At 52.0% G+C, this 16,955-nt stretch carries 14 protein-coding genes; 7 read left to right on the top strand and 7 right to left on the bottom strand.

Annotation, left to right across the window (positions count from 1 at the left end; translation table 11 throughout):
- Nucleotides 1–42: 42 nt before the first annotated feature.
- Nucleotides 43–1,197: a molecular chaperone DnaJ gene (dnaJ, locus tag WNY38_RS09655; RefSeq protein WP_342857132.1), complete on the top strand. Its 1,155-nt coding sequence runs from the start codon at nucleotides 43–45 to the stop codon at nucleotides 1,195–1,197.
- Nucleotides 1,198–1,317: 120 nt separating this feature from the next.
- Nucleotides 1,318–2,049, top strand: coding sequence for a DNA repair protein RadC (gene radC, locus WNY38_RS09650; RefSeq protein ID WP_342857224.1), 732 nt, complete (start codon nucleotides 1,318–1,320; stop codon nucleotides 2,047–2,049).
- Here the strand turns inward: radC and WNY38_RS09645 are convergent.
- Nucleotides 2,012–3,616, bottom strand: a complete 1,605-nt coding sequence (locus WNY38_RS09645) for a phosphate ABC transporter substrate-binding/OmpA family protein (RefSeq protein WP_342857131.1) — start codon at nucleotides 3,614–3,616, stop codon at nucleotides 2,012–2,014. The genes radC and WNY38_RS09645 overlap by 38 nt on opposite strands.
- 190 nt (nucleotides 3,617–3,806) lie before the next feature.
- Nucleotides 3,807–6,509 (bottom strand): preprotein translocase subunit SecA, encoded by a 2,703-nt coding sequence (gene secA, locus WNY38_RS09640; protein WP_342857130.1) that lies wholly within the window; start codon nucleotides 6,507–6,509, stop codon nucleotides 3,807–3,809.
- A gap of 179 nt (nucleotides 6,510–6,688) precedes the next feature.
- Here secA and WNY38_RS09635 point away from each other — a divergent pair, with 179 nt between their 5' ends.
- The 4 genes from WNY38_RS09635 to WNY38_RS09620 all read left to right on the top strand — a co-directional run bounded on the left by WNY38_RS09635 (nucleotide 6,689) and on the right by WNY38_RS09620 (nucleotide 9,494).
- Entirely contained in the window at nucleotides 6,689–7,531 is an 843-nt protein-coding gene (locus tag WNY38_RS09635) for a peptidylprolyl isomerase (protein WP_342857129.1), read from the top strand.
- A gap of 29 nt (nucleotides 7,532–7,560) precedes the next feature.
- Nucleotides 7,561–8,805, top strand: coding sequence for a bifunctional glutamate N-acetyltransferase/amino-acid acetyltransferase ArgJ (argJ, locus tag WNY38_RS09630; protein WP_342857128.1), 1,245 nt, complete (start codon nucleotides 7,561–7,563; stop codon nucleotides 8,803–8,805).
- Nucleotides 8,806–8,814: 9 nt separating this feature from the next.
- Nucleotides 8,815–9,213, top strand: a complete 399-nt coding sequence (gene mutT, locus WNY38_RS09625; RefSeq protein WP_342857127.1) for an 8-oxo-dGTP diphosphatase MutT — start codon at nucleotides 8,815–8,817, stop codon at nucleotides 9,211–9,213.
- A 155-nt stretch (nucleotides 9,214–9,368) separates the two neighbouring features.
- Nucleotides 9,369–9,494 (top strand): hypothetical protein, encoded by a 126-nt coding sequence (locus WNY38_RS09620; RefSeq protein ID WP_290122926.1) that lies wholly within the window; start codon nucleotides 9,369–9,371, stop codon nucleotides 9,492–9,494.
- A gap of 101 nt (nucleotides 9,495–9,595) precedes the next feature.
- Here the strand turns inward: WNY38_RS09620 and infB are convergent, their stop codons facing one another.
- The 5 genes from infB to pip all read right to left on the bottom strand — a co-directional run bounded on the left by infB (nucleotide 9,596) and on the right by pip (nucleotide 16,123).
- The gene (infB, locus tag WNY38_RS09615; RefSeq protein ID WP_342857126.1) at nucleotides 9,596–12,109 is read right to left on the bottom strand and encodes a translation initiation factor IF-2; all 2,514 of its coding nucleotides are present in this window, start codon (nucleotides 12,107–12,109) and stop codon (nucleotides 9,596–9,598) included.
- On the bottom strand, nucleotides 12,106–12,738 hold the full coding sequence (locus WNY38_RS09610) for an RNA-binding protein (protein ID WP_342857125.1): 633 nt from the start codon (nucleotides 12,736–12,738) through the stop codon (nucleotides 12,106–12,108). The genes infB and WNY38_RS09610 overlap by 4 nt, the downstream gene beginning before the upstream one ends.
- 24 nt (nucleotides 12,739–12,762) lie before the next feature.
- Complete coding sequence (gene nusA / locus WNY38_RS09605) at nucleotides 12,763–14,388, bottom strand: transcription termination factor NusA (protein WP_342857124.1); 1,626 nt, start codon at nucleotides 14,386–14,388, stop codon at nucleotides 12,763–12,765.
- A gap of 3 nt (nucleotides 14,389–14,391) precedes the next feature.
- Nucleotides 14,392–14,991: a ribosome maturation factor RimP gene (gene rimP / locus WNY38_RS09600; protein ID WP_342857123.1), complete on the bottom strand. Its 600-nt coding sequence runs from the start codon at nucleotides 14,989–14,991 to the stop codon at nucleotides 14,392–14,394.
- 154 nt (nucleotides 14,992–15,145) lie between these two features.
- Nucleotides 15,146–16,123, bottom strand: a complete 978-nt coding sequence (pip, locus tag WNY38_RS09595; protein ID WP_342857122.1) for a prolyl aminopeptidase — start codon at nucleotides 16,121–16,123, stop codon at nucleotides 15,146–15,148.
- 84 nt (nucleotides 16,124–16,207) lie between these two features.
- Here pip and ubiG point away from each other — a divergent pair, with 84 nt between their 5' ends.
- Nucleotides 16,208–16,954: a bifunctional 2-polyprenyl-6-hydroxyphenol methylase/3-demethylubiquinol 3-O-methyltransferase UbiG gene (ubiG, locus tag WNY38_RS09590; RefSeq protein WP_342857121.1), complete on the top strand. Its 747-nt coding sequence runs from the start codon at nucleotides 16,208–16,210 to the stop codon at nucleotides 16,952–16,954.
- Nucleotide 16,955: the final 1 nt, after the last annotated feature.

Below are 16,955 nucleotides of genomic sequence, written 5' to 3'. Positions count from 1 at the left end.
TCTACATTGTGCCGGCTGCCGCTTTTCTGGAGGACATGATCCATGGCAAAACGCGATTTCTACGAAGTGCTTGGTGTTGCCAAGGGCGCCGATGCTGGTGAATTGAAAAAAGCCTATCGTAAAAAAGCGATGGAGTTTCACCCAGACCGCAACGCAGACAACCCCGAAGCCGAAGCCAAGTTCAAAGAAGCGAACGAAGCCTACGACACACTCAAAGATCCCGACAAAAAAGCAGCCTACGACCGCTATGGTCATGCTGCATTTGAACAGGGCGGCATGGGTGGCGGTGGACGCCCCGGTGCAGGACACGGCCAAGGCGACTTCGGTTCAGCCTTCTCAGACGTCTTTGACGATCTCTTCGGCGACTTCATGGGCGGACAACAACGTGGCGGCGGGCGATCTCGTGCGCAACGCGGCTCCGACTTACGCTACAACATGCGTATTTCCCTAGAAGACGCCTATGCTGGCACGCAAAAAACAATCACCGTTCCAACATCCGTCAGCTGCGGTGGCTGTAACGGTACGGGTGCTGCAAACGGCGCAGAACCACAAACCTGTCCCTCCTGTTCAGGCATGGGCAAAGTGCGTGCACAACAAGGCTTCTTTACTGTCGAACGCGCCTGCCCTGCCTGTGGCGGTATCGGCCAGATGATTAAAGACCCTTGCGGTCAGTGTGGTGGTGCAGGTCGCGTTGAAAAAGAACGCTCCTTGTCCGTCAATATCCCCGCTGGTGTCGAAACAGGTACACGCATTCGACTTGCTGGCGAAGGCGAAGCAGGCCTGCGTGGCGGACCAACCGGTGATCTGTACATCTTCATCGAAGTGCAGCCGCATGCCCTGTTCGAACGCGATGGTGCGCATCTGCATTGTGCCGTTCCCGTCTCTATGTCATCCGCAGCACTTGGTGGCGATATCGAAGTGCCGACCATCGATGGCGGTCGTTCGCGGGTGAAAATCCCTGCAGGTAGCCAATCAGGTCGCCAAATGCGCCTGCGCAGCAAAGGCATGCCTGCGCTACGTGGCGGCGGCCAAGGCGACATGTTCATCGAACTTGCCGTTGAGACCCCTGTGAACCTGACGTCCAAGCAAAAAGAACTGCTACGCGAGTTCGAAAACTTGGGGGAAGACAAAAACAATCCTGAAAGCTCGACCTTCTTCAAAAAGGTGAAAAGCTTCTGGGACAGCATGAAAAGCTAAGTTTCACTCTTAACCCGCGGCATTCGGGCCGCGGGTTAAGAGATGTTAATCAAATTTTCAGCGAATCGACGGATCAATTGTCTTATGACAACAACTCCGCACCCCACAGAATTTCGTGAAATGCCGCAATGGCTGTTCGACCTCGACGAGGCCCGTCCTGTGGTATTGCCATCGAAACCGCCAAGCTATCTGCGCAATCAAAAGCAAAACCTGCAAGATCGTTTTGTTGATGGCGGCGCACAAGCGATGCCAGACTACGAATTGCTGGAACTGGTATTGTTTCGATCCCTGCCCCGCATAGACGTCAAACCTATTGCTCAAGCCTTGATCGATACATTTGGGGACTATAACCGTGTGCTGTCCGCACCGATCTCGCGTTTGATTGAAATCGACGGTATAGATCTGTGTATTGCGCGTGATCTAAAGATTATCGAAGCCTCCGCTCACAGGCTGGCCCGCGCCAAGGTCATGCAGCGCCCGGTTATCTCGGGTTGGGATGCTGTGCTCGATTATTGCCATACAACAATGGCACATCGCGAAACAGAACAGTTCCGTGTACTCTACCTGGACCGCAAGAACATTCTCATTGCAGATGAAGAGCAAGCAAAGGGCACCGTAGATCACGTCCCCGTCTACCCACGAGAGGTTGTTAAACGCGCGCTTGAGCTTAACGCCTCAGCACTGATTTTAGTGCACAACCATCCATCTGGTGACCCAACGCCGTCAGATCAGGACATCACGATGACCGGTCAAATTCGAGTCGCGGCAGAGGCTTTGGATATCCATCTCCATGATCACCTGATCATCGGCAAATCTACGGAGCTGAGCTTTCGCGCGACAGGGTATCTGTAAAACCATCTTTCACCCAGATCTCGACACGGCGGTTAAGACTACGCCCCCAAGCCACATCATCACAAGCCAGTGGCATGGCTTCGCCAAACCCGCGAACTACCGTTTGAAAAAGTTCGGGGTCTGCAGCTTCGCCCAATGCAGCCAATACAGAATTGCGCACAGCTGCCGCTCGCCTTTCAGACAATCGTTCATTGGCTGCAGCTGGCCCCTGACCATCTGAAAAGCCCGCGAACACCAGTTGCTTTCCGTCGTACACTCCCGCCTCAACCAAACGCGCCAAAAGCTGAACGTTAGAACGGCTTTGTGCATCCAATAGTGCGGTTCCGCCCTTAAATCGAAACCCTAAAGACAATCTACGCGCGCCGTACAAGCCATCTACAATTGCCTGCAAGTCATCAAGCGCTATTTCTTCCCCCGCATGGCGAATGGCATTGGCAAAACGACGCCCGTGGTCTCGAAAGGTCAATTCTTCGATGCTTTGGTCCACAAACGGGGACCGCGCAACTACGATCTGAGCTGCAGGTGACAAAACGTAATCTAGAAAATCTCGCGCAATTTGCGGCAGGCGTCGTGCAGGTGTGTATAAAAACAATGGCTGCGTCAGTGGGTAGTCTTCGGTTTTCACATCAGCGGACACAACATCAGTGCGAAATCCACACTCGCCGGTGAGCCCCAAAATCTTAACTTTGCCCACGGTCGACAATCGCCCAAAAGCGAACCCATATGGGTCACCTTCAGCCGCCTCAACAGCCGCCTGCGCTGTTGGTAAAATCGTCGCGCCAGTGGCCAAACTTTCAACGGTAAGGGCTGGTAAAAGTTCAAGTAACGGCGATCCGCTTTCAACGATCGCCTCATTCAAGAAAAGTGACACAGGGGCATCTTGCCCACCAACTTCGGACCAATTTTGAAAGGTCCCTGTCAAAAGCTTTTCCAAGTTCTCAAGCGAAATCGTCGACAGTGGGTTGGATGGAGATACAATTGGCACGATGGCATCAAGGCCCATAACACGCGCACGCACTGGATCACTCAAGTCACCAATGCCTGCGATCCTAGCCAGTTCTTTTTCAAAAGTATTGGCTTCACGTGAAGAGACAACAATATCAGTGTTTTCGCTTACAAGATCGGCAAAGCCTTCCTCGGTAGACGTGTGCACAAAATCGATTTGCGCCTCGGGTTGGCCTGCCACCGAATCTGTCAAAACAACCCGATATTCCGTCGGTGTCATAGAGACTTCAGTGTTGTACCCGTAGCGCGCAGCAAAGGCAGACACCAAGGCAGGCAACAAGGATGCCGACACAGCGCCATCACCAGAAAACCGAATTATAGGGTAGAAGCTGTTAAGATCAGGGCATCCAGGGCCATCACAATTAACGCCAGACCCGTCGAGGGTCAGAACCCCATACTCTGTATCAACTCGGTAAAATTCTCCATCAAAGCCGAGGAAATTACCGGACACAGAAACGGATCCATCGCGTGATGTCAAAGCAACATCTTGCGCCTGCAAGGAACTCGCCATGCTAGCAGCCAAAAGAAAGGCAGCGCATTTTGCAAAATGTAGAAAGCTCATAGCCTATGCCCCACGCAATGACCGATCGAAATCAACCTGCTGACTGTCGGTGTTTGGGTTATTTTTTTCAACTGGAGAAAAGTCACCAATCAACGTCTGGCACACGAAGAACACAGATTTTGCGACGACGAAAATAGAAAAGCCGCTGCTGAGCAACGGCTTTTCTATTTATTGTTTCATGATTTCAAAGCTATAAAGCGCCGTGGCAATGTTTAAACTTCTTGCCTGAACCACATGGACAGAGATCATTGCGCGCAGGGTTGCCCCAACTGGCGGGGTTTTTTTCATCAAAATCGCGCGCACCATCTTTTATGTCTTCAGCAATTTGCGACGCATCAGCCGCGCCTGCGGCAGCCGCCGCTGCTGCGGCTTGTTGAGCGGCAATTTGCTGCATCAGCGCATTGCGCTCTTCTTCATTCATCGGGCGAACGCGAGATAATTTTCCCGTCACTTCGACGCGCAAAGAATCGAGCATTGTTTCAAACAACTGAAAACTCTCGTTTTTATATTCGTTCAACGGGTCACGTTGAGCGTAACCACGGAAACCGACAACAGATCGCAAATGTTCAAGCGTCATAAGGTGATCACGCCATTTGCCATCAATGGCTTGCAACAAGAACTGCTTTTCGATCTGGCGCATCTGGGTGTCGCCAAAAGCGGCCGTTTTTTCGGCCATGGCTTCGTCAGACGCTTTGACGAGACGCTCAATGATGTCCTCGTCGTCCACACCCTCTTCTTCGGCCCAAGTCTTAACCGGCATATCAAGGCCGAGATTTTCCAACACAGAGACGTAAAGTTTTTCAACGTCCCACTGGTCAGGATAAGACTTTGCGGGAATTGCTTCGTCCACCAGATCCTCAATGACCTCATGGCGCATATCCGTCACGATTTCATTGATGTTATCTGATTCCATGATTTCGCGGCGCTGCGAGAAGACCACTTTGCGCTGGTCATTCATGACATCATCGAACTTCAAAAGCTGTTTACGAATATCGAAGTTGCGACCCTCGACCTTAGCTTGTGCTTTGGCGAGCGACTTATTCACCCAAGGGTGCACGATGGCTTCGCCCTCTTGCATACCAAGAGAGGACAGCATTTTGTCCAATCGATCCGAACCAAAGATGCGCATCAGATCGTCGTCCAAAGAGAGGAAAAACACAGAGCGACCTGGATCACCTTGGCGGCCGGAACGGCCACGCAATTGGTTGTCGATTCGGCGGGATTCATGGCGCTCTGTCGCCAGAACATACAGGCCGCCAGCCTCAATAACCTTGCGTTTTTCTTCGGCGTGATCGGATTCGATCTGGGCACGAAGCGCTTCAGGGTCAGCATCCGGATTTGCGGCTAGGGCGTCCATGACTTTGAGATCAACATTGCCGCCAAGCTGCACATCCGTCCCACGTCCTGCCATGTTGGTGGCGATTGTGACGGCACCAAGTTTACCAGCATCAGCAACGATTTGCGCCTCTTGCTCGTGGTGGCGCGCATTCAATACTTTGTGTGCGATCCCTTCAGCAGTCAATTTTTCGGACAGGGCCTCGGATTTCTCGATGGAAGTCGTGCCAACAAGAACAGGCTGCTGTTTGTCGTTGGCAAAACGCACTGATTTCAAAACCGCTTCGATTTTCTCGCGCTCAGAACGATACACGCGATCATGTTCGTCAACGCGCTGGATCGGACGGTTTGTCGGAACTTCAACAACACCAAGGTTGTAGATTTCCATGAACTCTTCAGCTTCCGTGGTCGCTGTGCCAGTCATGCCAGACAGCGTGCCGTACAGGCGGAAGTAGTTTTGGAAGGTCACAGAGGCCAGCGTGATGTTTTCTGGCTGGATTTTCAGCCCTTCTTTTGCCTCAATGGCTTGGTGCAGGCCTTCTGACAAACGACGACCTGACATCATGCGGCCCGTGTGCTCGTCGATCAACATCGCTTCACCATCGCGAACGATATATTGTGTGCCGTTTTGGTACAATTTATGCGCGCGAAGGCCTTGGTTGACGTGGTGGACCAAGGTTGTGCTTTCTGGATCGTAAAGGGTCTGCCCCTCTTCCAGCAAACCAGTTTCCAACAAACGCTGCTCAAGAAATTCATTGCCAGCTTCCGTGAAAGAAATGCCGCGGGTCTTTTCATCAAGGTCAAAATGATCGTCAGACAGTTCTGGGATCAGCTTGTCGATGGTCACATAAAGTTCCGAGCGGTCATCAGAGGGACCCGAAATGATCAAGGGCGTGCGCGCCTCGTCGATCAAAATGGAATCAACTTCATCGACGATCGCGAAATTATGCCCCCGCTGCATCAAATCACCGATTTCGGTTTTCATATTGTCGCGCAGGTAATCAAAGCCAAGTTCATTGTTCGTGGCATAGGTCACATCGCAATTGTAAGCGGCTTTTTTGTCTGCAGGTGACAGCTCGGAATGGACGGAGCTACAGGTCATGCCTAAAGCTGTAAACACTTTGGCCATCCATTCACTGTCACGCCTGGCCAAGTATTCGTTGACGGTTACAACGTGAACACCCTTGCCAGACAAAGCGTTCAAATAGGACGGGAAAGTCGCTACAAGAGTTTTACCCTCACCCGTTTTCATCTCGGCAATATTGCCCTGATGCAAAAAGATACCGCCTTTAAGCTGCGTGTCAAACGCACGAAGCCCTAGGGCGCGGCGCGCTGCTTCACGACAGTTCGCAAATGCCTCGGGCAAAATCGAATCAAGCATTTCGCCGTTGGCGACGCGTTCTTTGAATTCTTGTGTTTTCGCAATCAAGCCTTCGTCACTGAGTTTTTCGAACTCAGCTTCCAGTGCATTGATTTTCGCCACGATCGGACGAACTGCTTTCACTTTTCGGTCGTTGGGAGTCCCAAAGATCTTTTTGGCGATTGTTCCAACCAGCATATTCTCTCCACTCGGTGCGTCTTGACAGGATCGTGTGAGAGGGGGGATTGCCCCGCTGCCTGCGAGACCATAAAACGGTCCCGAAGGCACCTCTACCCAGACCTCACGCGATGTAAGGGGCCGTGCCTATAGTGTCAATATTGCGCCGTGATAAGACGGCGAATGGAAGGGAATTCCGCATGAAATACCACACAAATGTGATCGCCGCCGCCATTTTTGGCGCACTCACCCTTACGTCGGGTGCTTTTGCTCAAGATATGTCATCCGACACCGTTGTTGCGACTGTGAACGGTTCGCAAATCACACTGGGCCATGTAATCGCCGCACGTGGCTCTTTGCCTGCACAGTATCAAGAATTGGAAGACGCTCAGCTGTTCGAAGGCATTTTGAACCAAATGATTCAACAAGAGCTTTTAAAGCAATCTGCGGGTGATCTGAGCAAAGCTGTTGCCATTCAAATCGAAAACGAACAACGCATTGCGATTGCGGGATCGGCGCTGCAAGAGATCGCGACCTCGGCAGTAACCGACGAAGCCCTCAAGGCAGCGTATGACGCGAAATACGCTGATTTCGCCCCCGGTCGCGAGTTCAACGCAGCGCATATTTTGGTCGAAACAGAAGAAGAAGCCAAAGCTATTGTTGCAGAACTTGAGGGCGGTGCGGACTTTAGCCAGCTCGCTATGGATAAATCCACTGGCCCATCCGGGCCAAACGGCGGCGATTTGGGCTGGTTCGGACTCGGTATGATGGTCGCCCCATTTGAACAAGCCGTGGTTGAAATGGAGCCAGGTGATATTTCAGCCCCCGTGCAAACGCAATTTGGATGGCATGTCATCAAACTTGTCGACAGTCGGCTGCAAGATGTTCCAGCCTTGGAAACTGAGCGTGATGAATTGGCAGCAACAATCGAAGACGAGGCAATCCGCGCCCGCCTGGACGAACTACAAGCCGCTGCAACCCTAGAAATCGCTGAAGGCATTGATCCTGCGCTGATGCGTGACGACGCGCTTCTCAACGATTGATTGATACCCTGACAACAAGGACGCCGCACATGGCTAAGATTGACACTGTTTCCCCACTCGCACCAGCGGATGGATTTCCTGATCTGCCCGTCATCGATGGGGTGAAATTTGCAACTTTGGCTGTGGGCGTAAAGTACGAAGGGCGCACGGATGTCATGCTGGCGCAGCTTTGCGCTGGCAGCGTGGTCGCGGGCACTTTCACCAAGTCCTCGACGCGATCAGCGGCAGTTCTTGATTGTCAGGCTAAAATTGGCGGCGACACCTCTGGTGGCGCCGCTATTCTGGTAAACTCAGGCAATTCCAACGCCTTTACAGGCAAAAGTGGGCTGGAGGCCGTGTCAAAGATCACAACTGCAGTTTCTGCCAGTTTAAATCTTGACGAAAAAAGCGTCTTCACATCATCGACGGGCGTCATCGGCGAACCGCTAAAGTGGGACCGTATCACTTCAAAAGTTGATGAACTGAAAGCTGGCCTTGCCGCAAACCACATCTCAGACGCGGCCCGCGCGATCATGACAACAGATACCTTTGCTAAAGGTGCATCTGCGCAGATCAGCCTTGGAGGGCAGTCCGTCAAGATTTCTGGCATCGCAAAAGGCTCGGGCATGATTGCGCCCGATATGGCGACGATGCTGGTCTATGTTTTCACCGACGCCAAGATTGCGCAACCTTTGCTGCAAGACTTCGTATCACAAGCCACCGACACAACATTCAACTGCATCACAGTCGACAGTGATACATCGACATCTGATACGTTGCTTGTCGGTGCGACAGGACAGTCTAAAGCGCCTGAAATCGTGGCAGACACACCAGAAGCCTCCAAGTTTTTCAGCGCCCTAAAGGGCGTGATGCTTGAGCTGTCTCACCTCGTTGTCAAAGACGGTGAAGGTGCTACAAAGTTTGTTGAGGTGCAGGTCACTGGTGCTACAAACGAAGACGATGCGCGCAAAATCGCATTTTCAATCGCGAACTCTCCGCTCGTTAAAACAGCCATTGCTGGCGAAGATCCCAATTGGGGTCGCGTTGTTATGGCTGTCGGAAAATCGGGCGCCACGGCAGATCGTGATCGTTTGTCCATCTGGTTTGGCGATGTCTTGGTCGCAGAAAACGGTTGGGTGTCACCGACATATTCCGAAGAGGCCGGCGCCAGCTATATGAAAAATGAACATATCGTCGTCAAAATCGACCTTGGGATCGGGACATCGCAGTGCACTATGTGGACCTGTGATTTAACCCATGGCTACATCACCATCAACGCCGATTATCGGTCTTAAAGGTCGCTTATGAAACTCGTTCTTGTCTCTGCCGTGGCCCTCATCGACACCGATGGCCGTGTCCTGCTTGCTCAACGGCCGCAAGGGAAATCCATGGCAGGGTTATGGGAGTTTCCTGGAGGCAAGGTGGAGGCAGGCGAGACACCTGAGCAAGCCTTGGTGCGCGAACTTCACGAGGAATTGGGGATCGAGACATGGAATTCATGCCTCGCCCCGCTCACGTTTGCTTCACATGCTTATGATGACTTTCACCTTCTGATGCCCGTCTTTGCTTGCCGCAAATGGAATGGAATTCCGGAGGCGCGTGAGGGTCAGATTCTCAAATGGGTCAAGCCAAACGCACTGCGCGACTACCCAATGCCAGCCGCTGATATTCCACTGATTCCGATTCTACGCGACTGGATTTGACAAGATATTTATGCTGCATAGCAGAATTTATGTCTTTTTTATGAATTTTGCACAACATTTATGCGATAATTTAGCATTTGAGTAAAATTTGTAGGCAGGAAATTAACAAAGTTATACTAAGATAGAAACAATCATAGACAATTGGGGAATTTATTATGATGCGTTCTATCTCACTCGGAAAATACATTTCCGTACAAGGCCTCTTCGTTGGCGAAGCGTCTTCAGGTAAAATTATTGTCCGCGTTGGCGACAAAACTTTTGAAGGCAAACCAATTTCCTAAGACGGATGCATGATTGAAATCTTCTAATATGTTTCGATCTCATAAATAAAAAAAGGCGGGCCCTAAAGCCCGCCTTTTTTATATTCTCATTTGGATTCGCATCAGTCGAGGTTGCGAACAACTTCTTCACGCTCAAAGATTTCGATAACATCGCCAGCGCGAATGTCTTCGTAATTTTCGAACGCCATGCCACACTCTTGGCCGGACTGAACTTCTTTGACTTCATCTTTAAAGCGCTTGAGCGTCTTAAGCGTGCCTTCGTGGATAACCACGTTGTCACGCAGCAAACGTACACCCGCTGAACGACGCGCCACACCTTCGGTGATAAGACAGCCAGCAACTTTGCCAACGCCGCCGGACACTTTGAAGACTTCGCGAATTTCGGAGTAACCGATAAAGTTCTCGCGAATTTCCGCAGACAAAAGACCAGAAGCCGCCGCTTTCACGTCATCCACAAGATCGTAGATCACTGAGTAGTAGCGAATCTCCACACCCTTTTGGTTCGCACTGCTACGCGCAGACGCATTCGCACGGACGTTGAAGCCAATCACAGGCGCGCCGGAAGCCTCAGCAAGACCGATATCTGTCTCGGTGATCGCGCCAACACCGTAGTGCAGAACCCGAACGCGGACTTCATCGTTGCCGATTTTTTCCATCGCTTGAACGATCGCTTCAGCAGAACCTTGAACATCGGCTTTGACCAAGATTGGCAGCTCAGCCACGGTCTCATCCGCTTTTGCTTTCGCAAGCAGCTGATCAAGTGTGGTTGCAGCGCCAGCAGTCGCACGTTTTTCTTTCGCAGCATGCGCACGATACTCAGCGATTTCACGCGCTTGAGAATCAGTGTCGACCACGTTCAAAACATCGCCCGCCTCAGGTGTACCGTTAAGGCCAAGCACCTCAACTGGCACAGATGGACCAGCTTCATCCACGCGTTCACCTTGGTCGTTCACAAGCGCACGGACTTTGCCCCATTGCTCGCCCACAACAAAGATATCACCGCGTTTCAGCGTACCTTTTTGGATCAAAACAGTCGCAACAGGACCGCGACCAACATCAAGCTGCGCCTCGATCACAGCACCTTGGGCGGCGCGATCAGGGTTGGCTTTCAATTCAAGAATTTCTGCCTGAAGCGCGATGGCCTCAAGAAGTTGGTCAAGACCTTGGCCTGTGTGCGCAGAGACTTCAATGGACTGAACATCACCAGAGAATTCTTCAACAATCACTTCGTGTTGCAAAAGTTCCGCACGCACTTTTTGTGCATCCGCGCCTGGTTTGTCGCATTTGTTGATCGCAACGATCATCGGCACTTCGGCAGCTTTCGCATGCGCAATCGCTTCGATCGTTTGTGGCATAACGGAATCGTCCGCAGCTACCACAAGGATCACAATGTCCGTCACCTGTGCACCGCGTGAGCGCATAGAAGTAAACGCCGCGTGACCAGGAGTGTCGAGGAAGGACAGCAATGCGCCTGCTTCGGTTTTCACTTGGTAGGCACCGATGTGCTGCGTGATACCGCCAGCTTCGCCAGTGGTCACGTTGGTTTTGCGGATCGCGTCAAGCAGTGACGTTTTACCGTGGTCAACATGGCCCATGATGGTGACAACTGGTGGGCGTGATTGCAGGTCTTCGTCTTTATCGACGATTTGCTGGATCACATCCTCAACGTCGGCATCAGACACACGCTGGATGCGGTGGCCAAATTCTTCAACAATCAACTCAGCTGTATCTGCATCAATCGCTTGGTTTTGCGTGACCATCATACCCATTTTCATGAGTGATTTCACAACGTCAGCAACGCGTTCGGCCATACGGTTCGCGAGTTCGGACACGACGATTGATTCAGGAACCTGAACATCGCGTACAACCTTTTCGCGTGGCTCGTTATTGCCCATCGCTTTTTGGCGCATGCGATCTTGCTTACGCTTCATGGAAGCCATGGAGCGTACACGTTTGCCGTCACCGCCAGTGAGCGCTTGGTTCAATGTTAGCTTGCCGGAACGACGACTGTCGTCGGCTTGCTTGGCACGGGCGTTGCGGTTGGCGTCATCGTTGTCGCGCTTAACAGGCGCAGACGATGTACGACCGCGTTGATCTGGTGCTTTTTGCGCCGCAGCTTGTGCAGCAGCAGGATCATCAGGTTGCGTCACAGCTTTTGGCGCAGGCTTAGGAGCCGCCTCACGCTTTTTGGCCGCTTCAGCTTCAGCCTTTTCGATGGCTTCTTCTTCGGCCTTGATCTTAGCCGTAGCAAGACGCTCTTTCTCTTCTTTCTCTTTTGCTTCGATTTCAGCAAGCTTGCGCTTACGTTCCTCTTCGCGAGACTTGTCTTCCGCAGCGCGACGTTCGTTTTCCGCAGCTTCGTTTTTCTGGGCAAAGGCAAGCGCCTTCATCCGGCGTTCCATTTCCGTATCGGAAATGCCCGCAGGACGTTTGGACGGATCGCCAAGGCGCGGAGACCCGCCGCCTGTTTTAGCAGCACCAGCTTTTGGAACCACAACGCGTTTGCGTTTGGTTTCTACCACAACGCTTTTCGTCCGCCCGTGAGAGAAGCTTTGTTTTACTTGTCCGGGGCCGCCGCGAAGGCCAAGGGGTTTTTTTCCATCAGTATCGCTCATATCGTCGTCTTACCCTTTCCGGCGGAGCGCTCTCCACCGTTTATCTCGCGCACACCCATCAAACGTGCGGCGTCCTCTACAACTTTATCGGAGAGGCCACCGCGCGCGAGCGCGCCATGTATCACACTTTCACGGCCGAAAGCCAAACCCAATTCGGCGCTTGTTAGATGACCGAACCAACGGCCTCCCTCTGGCGTCCGAAGTTTGCCTTTACCGCGTTCAGATCCGTCGGAGGCTTGCATCAAAACAATCGCGTGTTCTTCGGCAATCCACCCTTTAACTTTTTCAAACCCGCACACCGCTTCGCCAGCTTTGCGCGTCAATGCAATGAGATGCACAACGCGTTTGAGAAGACCTTGTTCGATAAGATCCACAAACCCGTCAGCCACCAAAACATCTGCTCGCGCCACCTTGGCAAAGAGCTTTTTCTTGACCGCTTCATCCAAAGCAGCGCGATCTGCGCTGACCCAAATGCCGCGACCTGGCAGTTTTTCTGCCAAATCAGGGACAACCTGCCCGTCGGGGCCGATCACGAAACGGATCAGGCCAGAGCGAGGCTCCGCGTCGCGCGTAACTATGCAACGACGTTCCCCATCATCCTTCGTTTTCTTGTGGCCACCACGGGACATCAGATTCACCTAAACCGAGACCTCTTAGGCCTCAGCCTCCTGTGTTTCGCCGTCGACATCTGCATCGTCTTCGCTTGCAGCGCCTTCAAGTTCGGCAGGATCAACCCAACCCAGTTGAATGCGAGCCGTCATGACCAGCGTTTGCGCCTCTTCCAAGGACATGTCAAATTTCTCGAGCAAGCCCTCATCTTTGTGGCGCTCCCCATTGACTGTCGTCCAACCGCCAGCAAGTTCCCAATCCGCACATGTTGCAAAATCTTCAAGTGATTTCACACCATCCTCAGCTAGAGCTTCAATCATCTGGGGTGTCAGGCCGCCAAATTCAACCAAGCTGTCCAGAACACCAAGCGTGCGTGCATTTTCGAGCGCCTTGAGGTTTGCCGCCTCGAGAACATCACGAGCACGGGCTTGAAGTTCGCCAGCGGTGGCTTCGTCAACGCCATCAATCACAAGCAATTCGTCAACTTCAACGTAGGCAACTTCTTCCAAGTTGGTGAATCCTTCGGACACAAGAAGCTGTGCGAAGAATTCGTCCAAGTCGAGGTTGTCCATGAATAGTTTGGTACGGATCGCGAACTCTTTTTGACGACGCTCGGATTCTTCAGCCTCTGTAAGGATGTCGATATCAAGGCCAGTCAACTGAGACGCAAGACGCACGTTCTGGCCACGACGACCAATCGCCAAGGACAGCTGCTCGTCAGGCACAACAACTTCGATTTTACCCGCGTCATCATCAAGAACAACCTTGGACACTTCAGCAGGCTGAAGCGCGTTCACGAGGAATGTTGGCGCATCTTCGTTCCACGGGATGATGTCGATTTTCTCACCCTGAAGTTCGTTCACAACAGCTTGCACACGTGAGCCACGCATACCAACACAAGCGCCAACAGGATCGATAGAGCTATCGTTGGAAATCACAGCGATCTTTGCGCGCGATCCAGGATCACGAGCAACAGCTTTGATTTCGATGATGCCGTCGTAGATCTCTGGCACCTCCATTTTGAACAGCTCAGACATGAACTCAGGCGCAGTACGTGACAAAAACACCTGTGGGCCACGCGCTTCGCGGCGCACGTCTTTGATGAAACAGCGCACACGATCGTTCGGGCGGTATGTTTCGCGGCCAATTTTTTCATTCCGACGCAAGATGCCTTCACCGCGACCGATATCCACGATCACGTTGCCATATTCTTCACGTTTCACAACGCCGTTGATGATTGTACCAGCGCGATCTTTGAACTCTTCGTATTGACGATCTCGTTCGGCTTCGCGCACTTTTTGCAAGATCACCTGTTTCGCAGATTGCGCAGCAATACGACCAAGTTCAACGGGCGGAACTTCGTCAGTGATTTCGCTGCCGATTTCTGGATCAGCCATGAACTGTTTGGCTTGAACAACGGTCAACTCAGACTGGTAGTTTTCCAGCTCATCATCGGCCACAACAGTACGCACACGTGTAAACGTGGCCTTGCCTGTTTTGCGATCGATGTGAACACGGATGTCCATTTCAGAGCCGTAGCGAGATTTCGCTGCGCGTGCCAAGCTTTCTTCCATCGCCTCAACCACAAGGTTGGGGTCGATCATTTTTTCGCGGGCCACGGCCTCAGCGGTTTGAAGCAATTCAAGCTGGTTGGCGGAGGTGATTGCCATGTCTCAGTCCTCTCTAAGGTCGTCAGTGGAACCGTCTTCGGTTTCAACATCATCAAATTGGGTTTCGTCAATCGCGCCGGACGCTTTGCGTTGACGGAGCATTTCAGCGATCAGGTCGTCGGTCAAAATTAGTTTCGCATCTGACAGCCAGTCAAATTTAAGACCGATGGTAATCGTTTCGCCATGTTCGATAATGTTGATCAAAACATCATCTTCTTCGACGCCAGCCAATTCGCCCTTAAAACGGCGGCGGCCATCGAACATTTCGTCAGTCTCAATGCGAGCTTCATAGCCCTCAAAGGTCTCGAAATCTTTCAGACGTGTCAGCGGGCGGTCAATACCGGGGCTGGACACTTCAAGCGTGAACTCGTCTTCGATAGGATCTTCAACATCCAAAACCGCAGAAACGGCAGTGGAAATTTGAGCGCATTCATCGACTTCGATACCGCCGGTGGGACGTTCAGCCATAATCTGTAGCGTTTTCGACTTTGTCGATGACATCAGACGAATACGCACCAGCTCAAAGCCCATGCCCTCTATAACGGGGCCTACGATCTCAGCCAATCGGCGATCGATAGAGGTTTTGGCAATCAGTTCGGACATATTCCAGTTAGCCTTTCGGGCATTTGGGGGCCTTTTTAAAGGGCACAAAAAAACGGGCGCGCGGCCCGTTGATATTTCCCGGTGGAACCTTGGGGTGACCCAACGCGCCGCTGTTGAACAGGCATATACGCCGACGTGGTCGAATCTGCAAGCCTTATCGCACTACACGCCCAATATGATCCATTGTCTCGACAAGCTTAGCTGCGATTCCGGTTTCAGACAGGGCATGCCCCGCAAGCCCAACCAGATGAAGCACCGAGTTTGGCCAACGCTTATGTACGGCGTAGGCGCTCTTTGGTGGGCAAACCATGTCAAAGCGGCCTTGAACGATTGAGCCAGGCACATGCGCCATCTCATCGATATCGTTCAACAACTTCCCGTCCTGTTCAAAAAAGACATGATTTGAAAAGTAATGATTTTCCAAACGCGAAATCGCCCGCGCAAACTGGATAGGCGGATCGCCAACTTTGCCGTTAGATCCAATAGCCGCCAAAGCATTTTCCCACTTGGACCAAATCTTTGCGAAGTGATTTTCGACAGCCACATCACCGCTAAACAAGCGCCGATGAAAGGCTGCGATCAAATTATCGTGTTCATGTTTTGGGATTTCTCGCACAAAATCCTCCCACAAATCCGGCCAAAACCGCCCAGCGCCGCCGCCATAGAACCAATCCAATTCCGTTTGCATCCCCAAAAACACGCCCCGCAACACCAAATGGATCACGCAATCAGGGTGCGCTTGAGTATAGGTCAACCCCAGCGTCGCCCCCCAACTGCCACCAAAGACGACCCATTGCGCGATGCCAAGGGTAACGCGAATACGCTCTATATCTGCCACAAGATGCCACGTGGTATTGCTTTCAACTGATGCAAAAGGTGTTGAGCGCCCGCACCCGCGCTGATCAAACAAAATGATGCGGTAGATCGCGGGATCAAAAAACCTGCGCATAAACGGACTACAACCGCCACCAGGCCCGCCATGCAACACCACGACAGGAATACCATTAGGGTTGCCACTTTGCTCGACATATAGAGAGTGGCCATCGCCAACATCCAGCATCCGCTGATCGTTGGGAGAAATCTGAGGGTACAGATAACTGTATGCGCTCTTTTGGCCCGATACCTTGTTCATGGAAATCCTATATAGAGCATGATAGCTCAGAAAAAATCGATCACGACTCTGATCATATACGAATTGAACATGAAGGAACGGATCATGCAAACGCATCAGTCCACCATTGACCCAGCAGAGGTCGCAAAATTCGAAGCGATGGCCGCCGAATGGTGGGACCCTAACGGCAAATTCAAACCGCTGCACATGCTCAATCCTTGCCGTCTTGATTACATCACAACACAGATCGCTGCTGAATTCGGTCGCGACCTAAGCGACTCGAAACCTTTCACTGGCCTACGCTTGCTCGATATTGGTTGTGGTGGTGGACTTTTGTCTGAACCTATGGCGCGCCTTGGCGCCACGGTTGTCGGTGCCGATGCTGCTGCAGGCAATTTACCTGTCGCGCGCCTTCATGCGGAGCAATCCGGCCTAGAGATCGATTATCGTCACACTGCCGCCGAAGATTTGGCCGAGGCTGGCGAACAGTTTGATGTGATTTTAAACATGGAAGTTGTTGAACACGTCGCCGATCCGCAAACCTATCTGAATGCCTGTCAAACTTTGCTCAAACCAGGCGGCATGATGATTTGTTCAACCATCAACCGCAATCCGAAATCCTATGTTATGGCTATTTTGGGCGCTGAAGTTGTCATGCGCTGGTTGCCACGCGGCACGCATGAATGGGGCAAGTTCATCACCCCAGATGAGCTGTTCGATTTGATTTCCAAAGCTGGTCTATCGCCCGTGGATCGCAAAGGCTTTGTGTTCAATCCGGTCTTGTGGACTTGGTCGTTGTCAGATCGCGATCTGTCTGTGAACTATGTTACAGCCTCTATTAAGCCAGTTTAGG

The sequence above is a fragment of the Pacificibacter sp. AS14 genome (assembly GCF_038899935.1).
Lineage (GTDB): Bacteria > Pseudomonadota > Alphaproteobacteria > Rhodobacterales > Rhodobacteraceae > Celeribacter.
Note: the sequence above shows the minus strand (reverse complement) of the source record. Positions and strands in the feature narration are given on the sequence as shown.